This is a genomic window from Pedobacter jeongneungensis (genome assembly GCF_039538295.1).
GTDB classification, from domain to species: domain Bacteria; phylum Bacteroidota; class Bacteroidia; order Sphingobacteriales; family Sphingobacteriaceae; genus Pedobacter; species Pedobacter jeongneungensis.
In genome coordinates this window covers 196,569-212,260 of sequence record NZ_BAABBY010000004.1, presented here as the reverse complement: position 1 = coordinate 212,260, position 15,692 = coordinate 196,569, and the positions used below count along the sequence as shown (strand labels likewise).

General features: G+C 42.8%; 6 protein-coding genes. 5 read left to right on the top strand and 1 reads right to left on the bottom strand.

Annotated features, from left to right (window positions below; all coding sequences use genetic code 11):
• Positions 1–1,028: 1,028 nt before the first annotated feature.
• The gene (locus ABD769_RS09155) at positions 1,029–5,006 is read right to left on the bottom strand and encodes a hybrid sensor histidine kinase/response regulator transcription factor (protein WP_344851122.1); all 3,978 of its coding nucleotides are present in this window, start codon (positions 5,004–5,006) and stop codon (positions 1,029–1,031) included.
• A 539-nt stretch (positions 5,007–5,545) separates the two neighbouring features.
• On the opposite strand from ABD769_RS09155, the gene ABD769_RS09150 reads away from it, so the two are divergent.
• From ABD769_RS09150 to ABD769_RS09130, 5 genes are read left to right on the top strand one after another with little or no spacing between them, the layout of a single operon-like run.
• The gene (locus tag ABD769_RS09150; RefSeq protein ID WP_344851121.1) at positions 5,546–6,013 is read left to right on the top strand and encodes a CHRD domain-containing protein; all 468 of its coding nucleotides are present in this window, start codon (positions 5,546–5,548) and stop codon (positions 6,011–6,013) included.
• A gap of 25 nt (positions 6,014–6,038) precedes the next feature.
• The gene (locus ABD769_RS09145; RefSeq protein WP_344851120.1) at positions 6,039–8,906 is read left to right on the top strand and encodes a SusC/RagA family TonB-linked outer membrane protein; all 2,868 of its coding nucleotides are present in this window, start codon (positions 6,039–6,041) and stop codon (positions 8,904–8,906) included.
• Positions 8,906–10,717: a RagB/SusD family nutrient uptake outer membrane protein gene (locus tag ABD769_RS09140; protein WP_344851119.1), complete on the top strand. Its 1,812-nt coding sequence runs from the start codon at positions 8,906–8,908 to the stop codon at positions 10,715–10,717. Before ABD769_RS09145 ends, ABD769_RS09140 begins: the two co-directional genes overlap by 1 nt.
• 17 nt (positions 10,718–10,734) lie before the next feature.
• Positions 10,735–13,875, top strand: a complete 3,141-nt coding sequence (locus ABD769_RS09135) for a SusC/RagA family TonB-linked outer membrane protein (RefSeq protein ID WP_344851118.1) — start codon at positions 10,735–10,737, stop codon at positions 13,873–13,875.
• Positions 13,876–13,885: 10 nt separating this feature from the next.
• The gene (locus tag ABD769_RS09130; protein WP_344851117.1) at positions 13,886–15,670 is read left to right on the top strand and encodes a RagB/SusD family nutrient uptake outer membrane protein; all 1,785 of its coding nucleotides are present in this window, start codon (positions 13,886–13,888) and stop codon (positions 15,668–15,670) included.
• The last annotated feature ends 22 nt before the right edge of the window (positions 15,671–15,692 follow it).

The window sequence follows — 15,692 nt, the reverse complement described above, 5'->3', positions numbered from 1 at the left end:
ATCCGTAAATTCCGTGGTTCTTGTCCTCACGAACCACTTGCAAAACTTTATAAAAAGAACGTCATCTCGACCGGAGCATCGCGGAGTGGAGAGATCTGTCTCGAGGTAGATCTCTCGGCTTCGTTGCACTCCGCACGAGATGACGGGGACTTATAATAGGTGGCACAACGGGTAATACATCGCGTAAAATAATCCGTAAATTCCGTGGTTCGTGTCCTCACGAACCACTTGCAAGACATCTGTCTCGAGGTAGATCTCTCGGCTTCGTTGCACTCCGCTCGAGATGACGGGGACTTATAATAGGTGGCGCGACGGGTGATACATCGCATAAAATAATCCGTAAATTCCGTGGTTCGTGTCCTCATGAACCACTTGCAAGATATCTGCCTCGATAGATTTCTCGACTGCTGGTATGAAAGAAAACTGTTCTATACGCTTCGCAATTGATACTGGCAGGAACGCAAAGCCTACTGTACGCCTCGCAACTGATACTGGCAGGAACGCAACGCATACTGTACGCCTCGCAACTGATACTAGCGGGGACGCAAAGCCTACTGTACGCTTCGCAATTGATACTGGCAGGAACGCAACGCATACTGTACGCCTCGCAACTGATACTAGCGGGGACGCAAAGCCTACTGTACGCTTCGCAATTGATACTGGCAGGAACGCAACGCATACTGTACGCTTCGCAATTGATACTGGCAGGGACGCAACGCATACTGTACGCTTCGCAATTGATACTGGCAGGAACGCAAAGCTTACTGTACGCCTCGCAATTGATACTGGCAGGGACGCAAAGCCTACTTTATGCGTCGCAACTGATATTGGCAGGAACGCAAAGCCTACTGTACGCTTCGCAATTGATACTGGCGGGGTACAAATTGACTCCACCAGGCGATTAAGCCCTTCGACACCGCTCAGGATGACATAACGAGGGGATAAACCGCGACAAATCGACTAAGACTGGAGACTTAAGACTAAGGACTCAGAATTAACTTTCTCCATTATTCATCTTCCATTTTACATCATCCATCTTCCCCATTCATAAATGCCCTCGGGCTCTTCCCGAACTGTTTTTTAAACTCTCTGCTGAAATATTTCGGATCGTTAAAACCCACCTGATAAGCCACTTCGTAAATGGTAAACCTGTTCAGTTTAACCAGCTCCATTGCTTTTTTTAAGCGGATCGATTTCACAAAGTCATTTACCGAAAGGTTAGTGAGCTGTCTGATTTTTTTATAGAGTACCGGTTTGCTCATGCCGATCATCGAGGCCAGTTCCGATACCCCAAAATCTTCGTCGGCAATATGCTTATCGATGTAGCCCAGCAGTTTCTGCATAAAAGCTTCGTCGATGGCATTAATGGTAAGGTCTTTAGGAGCCAGGTGGATGTGTTTCACAAACTTCTGGCGCATGACCTGTCGCGACATCAGTAAATTGCGCACATTCAGTAAAAGCAACTCCGGACTAAAAGGTTTGGTGATGTAGGCATCGGCACCGGTTTCTAAACCGCTTACCTGATGGATGTGCGAAGAACGGGCAGTAAGAATGATTACCGGAATATGACTGGTGCGTTCATCCTGTTTAAGGCGGCGACAAAGTTCAATACCATCCATTACCGGCATCATAATATCGCAGATAATCAGGTCGGGGAGGGTTTCTACAGCCATTTCCCAGCCCAGTAATCCGTTTTCACCTTCGGCAACCTGGTAGTTGTTGCCCACCAAAGCGGTAATCAACGACCTGATCTCGCTGTTATCTTCCACCACCAGAATGGTTTCAGCAGCAGGATCAATTTCTTTTTCAGGATTTATAACCGTAATTATTTCCTTAACTTGTTGTGTGTACAGATCGGGATGTGCAGGATAATCTTTTATCCCGTCAAAAAGTGCTGTTTTGAAATGCGACCTGCCCTTTTTTAACTTTACCGTGAATCTGGTGAAACCCCTCGAACCATTCTCCGCCGGGGTACTCTCTACAGCAATATTTCCCTGATGTTCCTCAACAATCGCTTTTGATAAAGCAAGTCCGATACCCGAACCAATCTGGCTCTGCTGTTCATCAACCTGGAAATAATCGCTAAACAAACCTTTCAGGCTTTCGGCAGGGATACCCACACCGTTATCCGAAATGCTGATGGTTACTTCCTCATCCGATTCGGTTACAGAAACCGAAATTTTACCACCCTTTCCGCAAAATTTAAAGGCATTGGACAACAGGTTGAACAATACCTTTTCGAGTTGGCGTTTGTCAAAAAACAGGCTGATGTTTTCTTTATCATGTATAAATTCATATTGAATGCCATTGGTTTGTGCCAGGTGGGAGAAGGAAATAAAAATCTCGTTAATAAATCCGATAATGTTATCTTCTGTAACGTGCAGCGTAAGGTGCCCGGTTTCGGCTTTTCTGAAATCCATCAGTTCCGTAATCAATCGCATCAGTCTGTTGGCGTTGTTTTTTATAGGAACGAGCTGCCGGTTCAGCTCTGCATCGGTTTGGTATTCATTGGAAAGGTTTTCGAGTGGGCCAAGGATCAGGGTAAGCGGCGTTCTGATCTCATGGGCTACATAGGTGAAGAAATTCAGTTTCATTTTCTGGATATCTTCGGTACGTTTTAACAGCGCACGTACAAAAAGATAGCGCACAATAAGGAACAATAAGCCAGAAAAGAAAGCCAGATAAATGAGGTAGGCCCACCAGGTTGCCCAAAAGGGTGGACGTATGGTAATCTTTATCGAGGCTGCTTTACCGCCCGGATTTCCGTCGTTATTATTTCCCGTAACCGTAAAAGTGTAATTTCCCGAAGGCAGGTCGGCATAACTTACGCTCGGAATATTCGTTTTCGTCCAGTTTTTACTATGGCCTTTAAGGATATAACTGTAGCTGTTTTTGTCGGGTTTAATATAGTTAAGCAGCGCGAAATCAAGGGTGAAATTATTCTGATCGTGATTAAAAGTGATTTGCCTGGCATTTTTAATGTCTTCCTTTAATAGGCCGTCAGTGCCGTTTACCGCAACAGGCTGGTTAAAGAGTTTGAGCCCAGTAAAAGTAACCGGCGCTATGTTTTTGTTGATGTTGATCTGACCGGGATAAAAAGCCGTTAAACCATCATAACCGCCAAAAAACAACTTGCCATGGCTATCTTTTAGAAACGACCGGAGGTTAAAATCGTTTCCCGCAAGTCCGTCGCTTTTGGTATAATTGATAAACTTTCCAGTACCGGTAACCAGTTTGGATAAACCTTTATCGGTACTGATCCACAAATTATTTTCATCATCTTCAATTAAGCCAAATACGTTGCTATTGGGCAGGCCATCTTTTTCATTATAATTCCTGAACTTTCTGCTTTTATTATCGAAAATGCTCAAGCCACCCAAAGCTGTACCGATACAGATATTTCCATTTTGCAGCTGTATGATACAATTGATGTATTCTGACTTTAAACCTTTGGTTTTATTCTGGGAATAAGCGGTAATTCTTTTTGATGCCGGATTGTAGGCATATAATCCTGCCCGGGTGCCAATCCAGAGGTTTTTAGCCCGGTCCTCAAAAATCACCTCAATGTATTTGTTCCTTATGCTTTTTTCTACAATGCTTTTAACAGTGGTGCCGGCATAAAGTCCATCGGTTTTTTTCAGGGTAGATAAACCATCTCTTGAACCCACCCAAACCGTTCCGTTACTGTCTTCCGTTATCGCAATTATTTCTGCACCACCAGGTGTATTTTTTGCATCCTTTACATTCGTTATTTTTCTGAAGTTATGGGCAGATGGATTAAATACATAGAGGCCGCCACGGTGCGTACCCACCAGTAACTGCCCGTTTTTATCGAGGCATAAGGTTTTGATAAGGTTGGAATTGAGTCCGTTGCTGTTGTTCGGTTCCGATTTGTAATAGGTAAAAGTATGATTGCTGCGGTTTACATAATTTAAGCCGCCACCTTCGGTACCAATCCAGAGGTTATGGTATTGATCTTCGGCCATGGCACTCACAATATTGCTGCTGAGGCCCTGTTGTTTTTTCGAATTCCGGTACACGGTAAACGGGTTTGATGAAGGATAAACCACATTAACACCCTTATAAAAGGTACCTACATACATCAAACCGTTTAAATCCTGAAAGATACTATGAATCGAATTTTGACTTAATCCGCTGTTTTGTTCCGGATCGTAACGGTAATTGCTGAATTTACGCGTGTTGGGATCGAGGATACTCAGTCCTTCCTGCGTACCAATCCAGATGTTGCCGGCTTTATCGCAGGTAAGTTTCCGGATGTCGTTATTTACAATCGAGTTAGGGTCTGTAGCACTGGTTTGATAACGGGTAAAAGTTTTGTGTTTATAATCGAACAGGTTTAAACCATTATAGGTGCCCAGCCAGAGCCGCTTTTGTTTATCGATGACGATGCTTTTTATGGCATTGGAACTGATGCTTTCCGGATCATTAGCCTTGTGCCTGAAAATTTCGAACCTGTATTTGCCTTTTACCTGATAAATTCTTACTAAACCATTAAATGTACCCGCCCAAAGGTTTTGCTGGTCATCTTTAAAAACCGAGAGGATTAGGTTCGTACCCGTTTTACGTTCAGGTTTGTCGAAAAGAAACTTCCTGAATACCTGTTTTTCTGCATTTATAACCAAGTTGAGTCCATTATAGGTGCCGATCCATACATTTTTTTGAGGGTCCTCGTAAACACATTCAACCGAATCGCAGCTGAAAGAGTGAGCTGAACTTTTTTTGTTGATGCGGATGAAATGGTCGGTCTTTTCATTGTAAAGGTTCAGCCCGTTTTCCGTACCCACCCATAACCGTCCTTTGCTATCGCTTAGCAGGGTAGTAATTACATGGTCCGAAATGCTGTTCTGGTTATCCGGGCTGCTGTTGTAAATTTTAAAACGGTAACCATCATAACGGTTTAGTCCGTGCCGGGTGCCCATCCAGATAAACTGGTTTTTATCCTGCGTAATGGCCATCACCGAATTTTGTGATAAGCCATTCTCCATGGTGAGGTGGTTAAAAACAACAGGCTTTTGTGCGTACAGCGATGTGCATGTCAAAAGCAGCAGGAAAAATCCTATCGCGCTAAAACGCAGCTTCATCATTTGGTTTAGATTTTTTAGGGATGGTTGTATTTCACCTTAAATATAATGCGAATTGATTAAAATATGGAAGAATTGCCGTTTTTCTACCCTTTCATTTACAATTTTCGACCTTTTTCATTTTCTGCCCGGCTAGTTTTGGTAAAGCTAATACGGGGGTGATAAAAGTGCATCACCAGGCAGGAATTAACCATTTCTGTTTTTGGCCTAACCAAATTTAACTAACAACCAACGCTGCAGGTAAAGCTAATGTTAACCCGTTAGAAAACCAGCAGTACATATTAACCAAACCAACCATGAAACAAAAATTACTTTCACCAAAAGCAGTGCTTTTAAAATTCAGGAGCTTGATGGTTATGCACCAGTGCATGCCGCATTTAGGTAACCAATTAGAACGGATGCTTAGCTAACCCGCATCCTTAACCATCAACTCCTGAATATTTATGAACCTATTTACACTGAAAAGGCATTGCCTGATGCCTGCGCTTGCGCTGCTGTTTTTTTCTTCCTGTAAGAAAGAGGTATATACTTCCGATATCTACATCAGAAAACAATGGAAGGCAGATTTATCCGCATCCAATATCATACCCGCCATTACAGGGAGAACAGACCATGCGGTAGCTACAGTTTATTTAATGGATAATAATGAACTGCACTATTATATCTATTTCGATAAACCATTAAACAACGGCGATAGCCCTGCAGGTGCCGTAATTAACCTGGGTGCGGCAGGAGCAAACGGAACTGCGCTGATTAAGCTTGATGCTTCTTCTTTTAACGATAAAAGGGAAAATGACGGTGCAGTAACCTTAAGTGCAGAGGCAGCCGCTTCGTTAGTTTCGCAAACAGCGCTTTACCTGCAGGTATCCTCATCTCAACAGCCCAATGGACTGGTAAGGGGCCAGATGTGATCAGACCATTTAAAGATAAATTGATATGATAAAAAAATACATAAAAATTAAATTATTTGGATCTGAACTTATGCCTAAAGCATGCAGCCGGATGCTGATGATTACGGGTATTTGCGCGCTGGGGTTTCCAACTGTATCATTCGCCCAAAATAAAGATAGCGTACGGGTTGATACCAATAAAGCTTACTTAAACACCATTATAGATAACTGGAACAGTGTTAAAAGCAGAAAATTTCAACTGGCAGGGAGTTCCACCATTTACGGTGCCGATGTAAATACAACGCCCGTAGCAGATATTTCTAATGTGATGGCTGGCAGACTAGCCGGATTATATACCATTCAATCGTCGGGCGCTTCCGGTTACGATAATGCAACGCTTGGGCTGAGAGGACAAACGCCATTAATTGTTGTTGATGGCGTAATCAGATCGTTTACTTCCTTTAACCCGAATGATGTTAAAACGATTACAGTGATGAAAGATGCACTTTCTACTGCAATGTTTGGTTTGCGGTCGTCAAATGGCGTAGTGTACATTACCACGAAAGACAGGGCAGAGCGCAAACCTTTCGAAATCAGCTTTAGCAGCCAGTATGGTTTTCTAAACAATTTGAAAACGCCTGATTTTATTACTGGCGCAGCTTATGCAAGGTTATATAACGAAGCCCAGCAAAACACTAATCCTGGTTCTGCACCTTTTTATGATGCCGCTACCATTGCTGCCTATCAAAACGGAACCAATAATCCATTTTTACAGCCCAATACCAATTGGTACGATTTGGTGTATAAAAAGAAAAGCGCACAGCAACGCTATAATGTGGATGTAGCCGGAAATTCGAAAACCTATCGTTATTACGTAAGCCTGGAACATTTTAATCAGGATGGTAATTTTATTACGGACGACAATAACGCCTACAATACCAATAATTTTTACAAGAGGTACAGCGTAAGAACCAATGCCCAGATGGATTTTAATGAGGATATTACAGTAAGCCTGAATATTTTTGGTGCCATCGAAAACAACAACGGGCCGGGCAGTATAGCTTCGCCCACACCAAATTTAGGTGCATCTGCCATTATGGGGGCAATATTTGCCACTTCTCCACTGGCCTATGCCCCGAGAAACCCCGATGGTACGTATGGCGGAACGGCGCAGATTACCAATAACATTTTGGCTAACACCATCAGCACAGGTTATATCCCGGTTGATACCCGTACCCTGAGTGCCGATGTAAGCCTGAACTATAAATTAGACGACATTACAAAAGGACTGTGGGCAAAAGGCGTATTGTCTATCAATAATTATTATCAGCAGTATTCTGGCAGAACCAAAACATTCGCCATTTATTATCCAACAACGGTTGCAGGAACAACTACTTACACAAAATCAGGAGCTGATGGTACTTTGCAGGCAGGTACGGCTACATATTCGTACAACGGGCAGTTAAAGCAAACCTATGTTAACTTTTTACTGGGTTATGATAAGCAGATAGGTAAGCATGAAATGAATTTTCTTGCCACTTATAATAACGATAACAGTTTGGTGAGTTATATACAGCTGAATCAAATTTATCAGAATATTGGTTTAACAGCCAGTTATAATTATGGTAAAACTTACCTGGCAGAACTGGCTGGTGTATTTGCAGGTTACAACCGTTATGCACCCGAAAACAGGTGGAATTTCTTACCCTCCCTGGGTTTAGGCTGGTTACTTAGCAACGAATCGTGGTTTAAACCGGGCGTGGTTAACTATTTAAAATTAAAAGGAACTGTTGGGCAAACGGCCTGGGCAGATCCGTCAAGCTATTATAGCTACATCCAGCGGTATTCTTTAGGAGCCGCTGGTTATGTTTTCGGAACAAGTTTAGGCAGTGTTGGCGGTGCATCAGAATCTGGCGTGGCGAGTAACCTGCAGGCCGAAAAAGCTTTGAAATACGAGCTTGGTGCCGAAGCTGCTTTTCTGCAGAATAAACTCAATGTAAGTGTTAATTATTACAAAAACCGGTATAGCGATTTAATCAGGGCTGCAGGTAACGGATATAATTCGGGCATATTCGGACAAACCTATCCGACAGAAAATATTGGCAGAACGCGGTACACCGGAATAGAAACCACCATCAATTTTGCCAATGAGAAAACAAGTCCGTTTAATTACAATGTTGGTCTAAACGTTTCGCTCGAAAAAAGCAAAATACTCTCCTACGATGAGCAGAATTTACCCTACAGCTGGCTATACAATCAGGGGAGTCCGGTAACAGCCGGCAGGGGTTACGAAGCCATCGGTTTTTACAAAACTGGCGAAAACGCTGCCAATACGGCTACGCTGCAGGGTTATACCCCACAGCCTGGTGATATTAAATACAAAGATTTAAATGGTGATGGCCTGATTAACTTTTTAGATGCAAAACAAATCGGGACAGATAAGCCAAGGATATTTTTCGGACTGAATTTCGGCTTCAGCTACAGGAATTTCGATTTAAGCGGGTTATTTCAGGGCATCCTGAACAGAGAAGTGCAGCTAAATTCACTTTCCATGTCGGCATTTAACAACAGTACCGGATACGTTCTGAATTATACAACCGAAAACCGCTGGACCCCTCAAAATACTGAAACGGCTACTTTGCCACGCCTTACTTTGGGCAGCAATACCAATAACACACAAACATCAAATTTTTGGTTACGAAAGGCAAATTACCTCAGGTTAAAGAATCTGGAGATCGGATATAGTATTCCCGCAAGGCTGATCAGCAAAGCGAAAATCAGCAAGCTGCGCTTCTTTATAAATAGCTATAATTTATTTACGGTTACCCAGCTCGATTACTTCGATCCTGAATCCCTAACTACAGGTTTTGGCAACAACAGGATAATTAATGGTGGTGTTACTCTAAAATTATAATGATGAAACATATTGAACTATATAAACAAGTATCGTTTGCCATTTTGGTGATGGTAATCGCCCTTGCAGTGGTGAGCTGTAAAAAACTTGCCGACGATACGCCTCCTGCAGAACTGATTGGCGACGACCTGGTTTTCGATACCAAAGATTCGTTAGGCGTAAATGCAGAAAAATTCCTGAACAATATCTATGCAGACCTTCCAAGGGGTTTCAACAGAATCGGTGTTTCTTCTCAGACACTGTTCTCAATAACGGCAAGTGTGGGTAATATCCTGGATGCGGGATCAGATGATGCTGTACCCAATGGCAATACCGACTTAATCCAGTATTTTTCTACCGGTGGGATTAGTTCAAGCGTAAACCCAGATAATACCTGGTCTGCAAATTATGCCGCAATTAGAAAAGTAAATATCTTTTTAAGCAAAATAGACCGTGTTCCACTGTTTACAAAAGGGCTGAAAGACCGTTGGAAAGCAGAAGCCAGAAGTTTAAGGGCGATGTTTTATTTCGAGCTGCTTAAACGCTGGGGCGGGGTACCCTTAATTGGCAACAAGGTATTTGATGCTGCCGAACAGATTAATGTGCCCAGAAATAGTTACGGTGAGGTTCAAAATTATATCCTGTCTGAACTGGATTCGGCCATGCCCTTTTTACTAACAGCCAACGCCGGTGCCAACGGAACTTTTGCCGCCAACTATTATGGCCGCTTTGGCAGGGGAGCAGCCATGGCGCTTAAATCGCGGTTGCTTTTGTACGCCGCAAGTCCCTTAAATAATCCGGGTAACGATATCACTAAATGGGCACTGGCTGCTGCAGCTTCTAAAGCCATTATGGACAGTGTAAGTGCAGCTAAATTTACCTATGCCCTTCATAATGCTGCTACTACTTCGCATTATAGTACCACAACGCTGGCAGGAATAACCACTGCGGCCAATTTATCGGCTTATGTTACTTCGGTGAATAAATTTCTAAGCATTTTTTCTACCGCATCAAACAACGAAATTATTTTGCCTTACATGGCTACCACAAATAATAGTGTAGAAACAAATAACGATCCGGTAGGCTACACCAGGGCCGGGGCGGGTAAAACAAACCCTACGCAGGAACTGGTAGATGAATATGAAATGACCAATGGTAAAATGATTCTGGAAAGTGGATCAGGCTATGTTGCTGCCAATCCTTATTATAACCGCGATCCACGCTTTCCTTCTACAGTAACCTATAATGGCCTTTACTGGTTAAACAGGCCCGTGCAAACTTATGATGGCGGGCTGGACAGACCCTTTGGATTCGGGGTGCGCAACAGTGGCGAAACCAGAACCGGTTATTACATGAGAAAATTTATGACGAGTAACTCTTCTACAACAGATTTTACGGCTACAAACCATGTTTTTCCAATTTTCAGGTATGCCGAAATTCTTTTGAACTATGCAGAGGCTCAAAATGAAGCTGTTGGGCCAGATAATTCGGTGTATGCTGCTGTAAATGCGATAAGGGCAAGGGTAGGCATGCCCAATCTTCCCTCAGGGTTAAACCAGGCAGATATGAGAACCAGAATCAGGCACGAGCGCAGGGTAGAAATGGCCTTTGAGGAACAGCGTTTCTGGGACATCAGAAGGTGGAAAATAGCGCAAAATGTTTTAAACGGCACATTACATGGCATCCAGGCAAAGTTAACGGGTACAACTGTAAATTATCAGGTTGTTGAGGTAACGCCGGTAAAATTTGATGCCGGCAAAATGTACTGGTATCCGGTTCCGTTTAACGAGCTGGTTTCAAATCCATCAATGACACAGAATCCAAACTGGTAACATTTAAGGCAAATCAAATGAAAAAAATTATATATAGTTTATTGTTTTTGATTTTTACGACAAGTTTTAATCAGGCTTTCTGTCAATCTGAACAAACCATATCAGGAACAATAGCAGATAAAATAGGGGCAATCCCCGGCGCTACCATATTTGAGAAGGATTTTACTTCCAATGGAGCCAAAACAGATGAACAGGGAAGGTTTACCTTAAAATTAAGGGGTTCCAATTACATCATTGTTGTAAAATCAGTAGGTTATCTACCTAAAGAAATTAACGTAAAAGGTAAAAAGAACGTTTCGGTAACCTTAGAAGAAGATGCCAAGGGTTTAGAAGAAGTTGTGGTGTTAGGGGTAGGACAAATGGGGAAAAAGGTAACCAATACAGGGGCAACCAGCACAATAAGCGGGGCGCAGATCAGGCAGAGTCCTTCGGCGAGTCTGCAAAATTCACTGGCAGGCAGGTTGCCGGGATTTTTCTCCCAGCAACGTAGCGGCCAGCCCGGAAAAGATGGTGCTGCTTTCCAGATCAGGGGAATTAATTCTTACGCCGGAGGAAGCAGCCCTTTAATTATAGTTGATGATGTAGAATACACACTCGATCAGGTTAACCAGCTCGATCCGAATGAGGTAGAAAGCGTTACCATCTTGAAAGATGCTTCTACCACTGCAGTTTATGGCGTTCGCGGCTCAAACGGTGTGTTGATTATCAGAACAAGAAGAGGTAATCCGGGTAAACCCGAACTCAGCTTTAAATACGAATCAGGTTTACAGTTGCCAACACAAAAACCTGTAGTTAATGATGGTTTTACCACATTGAACTTATTACGTGAGCGTTTGGTTGAGCAGTATGTGGGTACAAACAGAACACCGGAAACTGGCGATTTCTCTAAATTCTACGCCAATAATGCCTTAGAACATTACCGTTTAAACGACGATCCATACAATTACCCGAATGTACAGTGGTGGGATGAGGTAATGCGTAAAGTGAGTGTTCAGAACCGCATCAACTTTGATGTAAACGGCGGCACAAACAATGCGAAATACTTTATTAGTTTAGGATACCTGTCTCAGGGGGGATTATTTAAAGAATTTTCGAAAGATCAGGGATACGAATCTAATTACACCTATAACCGTTATACTTTCAGGTCAAACGTAGATTTAAAACCGACTAAAACCTTAAAAATCAGGATTGACATGTCGGGCAGGTTTGGCATTACCAACGAACCAAACGATGCGGCCTGGAATGGCGGAGGAAGCACTTTTCAATACCTGTGGAATGGTGAACTGAATGCTTTTTCATATCCCGTTTACTGGCCGAACGGTTTAATTGCAAGTTCTACAAACCCGGCGGGTATCAAACCAAATCCGGTGGCTAACCTCATGTATTCGGGTTATAACAGAAACTACACCAATAACCTCAATATGGTTACCGAAGCCAATCAACAGCTTGATTTTATTACAAAAGGTCTGGCCATTAATGGATTGGTTTCTTTTGCTACCGATTACAATTTTGGCAGAAGTTTAACACGGAATTCCAATGAGATTTTAGCTTATACCTACAACACCTTTACAAAAGCTTACGATCCGGTGGTTACGGGCTTGTATAGAATGGGGCCGCTAACCAGGAGTTCTTCAAACTCGCCCATGTCTAAAAATTTAAGTTTAAGGTTTAACCTTAACTATACCCGGAGTTTTGGCAACCATAATGTTACGGCTTTGGTTCTGGCCACACAATCAAGGTATAATAAAGACCCGAATACCGGGGCGATTGTTACCGAACCTTATAATATCCGCGGGTTAACAGGAAAGGTTACCTATGATTATAAACAAAAGTACCTGATCGATTTTAGCGGAGGGTATAACGGTTCCGACAGGTTTGTGTCAGATAAAAAGTACCAGCTTTTTCCGGCGGTAGGTGCGGGCTGGAACATTAGCGAAGAGCCGTTTTTTAAAAATAACATCAAGTTTATCGACCTGCTAAAAATAAGGGGATCTTATGGCTTAACAGGTAACGACAATATTGGTACGAGTACCTATGTGTATGTTAAAAGTTATACCACATCTTCAGGTGCCTCTTATGTATTCGGCGAAAATCCGGTTAGTTATGGTGGTTTGGCAGAACCTACACTAGGCAATAATAACATCACCTGGATGGAAACACGCGATGCTAACATCGGCATGGAGCTGAAAATGTTTAAAGGAAGGTTTGCTGTGGAACTGGATTTTTTCAAGAAAAAAACGAAGAATATATTCACTACACCCGGCTCTGTTCCGAGTACCTTTGGTGCCAGCCTTCCGCCATATAATTTAGGTACACAGGAAAATAAAGGGTTTGAGGTTAACTTGACCTATAACGATAGAATAACCTCCGATTTTTCGGTTTTTACCAACCTGAACTTAAGTTTTGCAAAAAATAAAGTTACCTACAGAAACGAACCCGATTATCCATACCCATGGCTGGCACAAACCGGACAAACGGCGAATCCGATATTTGCCTATACTTTTGACGGTTTTTACCAGACCCTTGAAGAATTGTACACCGCACCAAAATTAACCACATCCGTGCCGTTAAGCAATCTGTTCTTAGGTTCGGTAAAGTTTAAAGATTTAAATGGTGACGGGATTATTGATGCTAACGATAAAGGCTATATCGGTACCAATTATCCGTTTTATACCGCAGGTTTTAGCTTTGGTTTCTCATACAAAGGATTTGATGTATCTACCTTGTTTCAGGGGGCGTTTGGGAATGTGCTGAGCATGAACAGGGGGTCGGTAAGTTATGCCCGGCCAGACCGTGTTTCGGTGCCCTTAAACCTGGGCAGGTGGACACCTGTTACCGGCACTGATGCCATTTTTCCTGAACTTTCAGGAAGCGCGTCTAATGCCAACGATCCTTCTTCCACTTATCAGTCTACTTTCTGGTACAAAAAAGGCGATTATATCCGGTGGAAGAATGTAGAAATTGGTTACAGGTTCCCGTCTGCAATCTACAAGAAACTAAGATTGAACAGTTTAAGATTGTATGCCAACGGTTATAACATGGGGCTGCTCTATACCAACCTGCCTGCTGCGATAGATCCTGAATCGGTAGCCTCTACTACGGTTGGCGAATACCCGCAACAACGCGTAATTAATTTTGGAATTCAATTTGGCCTTTAATTTTTTTGAAATGAAAAACAGATTTTTTATCATCGGAATGCTGATCACCATAATTGCTATGGTTTCCTGCAAGAAAAACGGATTACTGGATCCCAAAACCGAGCCATTATCAGAAGATAAGGTTTTTGCCGACAGTGCCTTAACCAATAACTTTTTAAATAATATTTATGCCACCACCGGTATGGATGTTGTTCCGCTAAGGAATAATCTGGTAAGCAACGGCGGCGCCAGCGATAACAATGGAAATTTAGACGACCTCAGTACCAACAACGGAAGTGGTTTAAGCGGGCAGAATGTTTTTCTTACCGGGGGAAGCAGTCCTTCAAGCGGACCTTTTCAGGCTACTTACGCAGCTTATTATCAGAAAATAAGGGCCACAAACAAACTGCTGAACAACTTACCAAAAACGCCACTATCATCGGCTAAAAAGAAACGTTTGGCAGCCGAAGCGCGTTTTTTAAGGGCCTTTTATTATCAGGCACTGGTAAGGCTATACGGGGCAGTACAGTTAATGGGTGATGACGCCAGCGATGATTTCCCTACTTATGAGTACAAAAGAAGTACCTATAAACAATGTGTGGATTACATCGCTGCTGAATATGATAAAGCCGCGCTGGATTTACCCGGCTCCCTTAACTTAGATGCTGTAGATTATGGAAGAGCTACATCAGGCGCTTGCAAGGCTTTAAAAGCACGGTTATTTATCACGGCTGCCAGTCCTTTGTTTAATGGAACACCTGTTGCCGCAACAACTGAACAAGCTCCTTTAGTGACCTATTCTACCACTTACGATGTCAGTTTATGGCAAAAGGCAGCTGACGCCTGTAAAGCCGTAATCGATTTGCCCGAATATGCGCTGGTAATTGATAACACTTTGGCCGCTTACCCTGGAAACGGTTTTTGGAAAATGTTTACCGAAAGCCGTAAAAACTCCGAATATATTTATGTTTATAATATTGCAAAGGGAAAAACGCTCGAAAGTTATTGGTTTCCAAGAAGTTTGGGTACCTCGCCATTTAGTGGTACAACGCTGAGTAACCCTACGGAGAATATTGTAAAAGCTTTTGGTATGAACAATGGTAAAGCAATAACCGATCCTTCCTCCGGCTATGTTGACACCAATCCCTACAACAACAGAGACCCCAGGTTTTACTATTCTATTATTTATAACCAGGCCATGGTTTCTGATAAAACCACTACCGTTTTAAAACCCATCAGCATTTTTACCGATCGGGCAACAGGAACTACCTCCGCAGATGGCATTACTCAGTATTACACAAAAACCGGTTACTACAGCCGTAAAATGTGTAACGACAGGCTTCCTTTCAGTACGCTTAATGTTGACCGTGCTTACCCGATCATTAGGTTGGCCGAGGTTTATCTGGGCTATGCCGAAGCACTGAACGAACTAGGTCAAACCGAACTGGCAGTAACCTGGCTAAATAAAATCAGAGACAGGGCAGGCATCATACCGGGTAGCGATGGCAGATATGGCATACCTGCAGGGATTACAAAAGAAAACCTCAGAACAATCATCAGAAACGAATACAGGGTAGAATTTTACCAGGAAGGACACTGGTTTTACGATACCAGAAGATGGAGAACTGCCGAACAAACCGAAAAAGAAGGTGTAAACGGCACAAAGGTTTACAGAGAAAGCAATGGATCTTTTACATACACCAGCTTTACCGCTTTAACAACCATATTCATCTCGCCACAAATGTATTTTGTTCCGATTCCGAATGCCGAGGTGCTAAAATCAAAAGGATTATTGGTGCAGAACCCGGGATGGTAGTTAACGCCTGAATTCCGAAGCC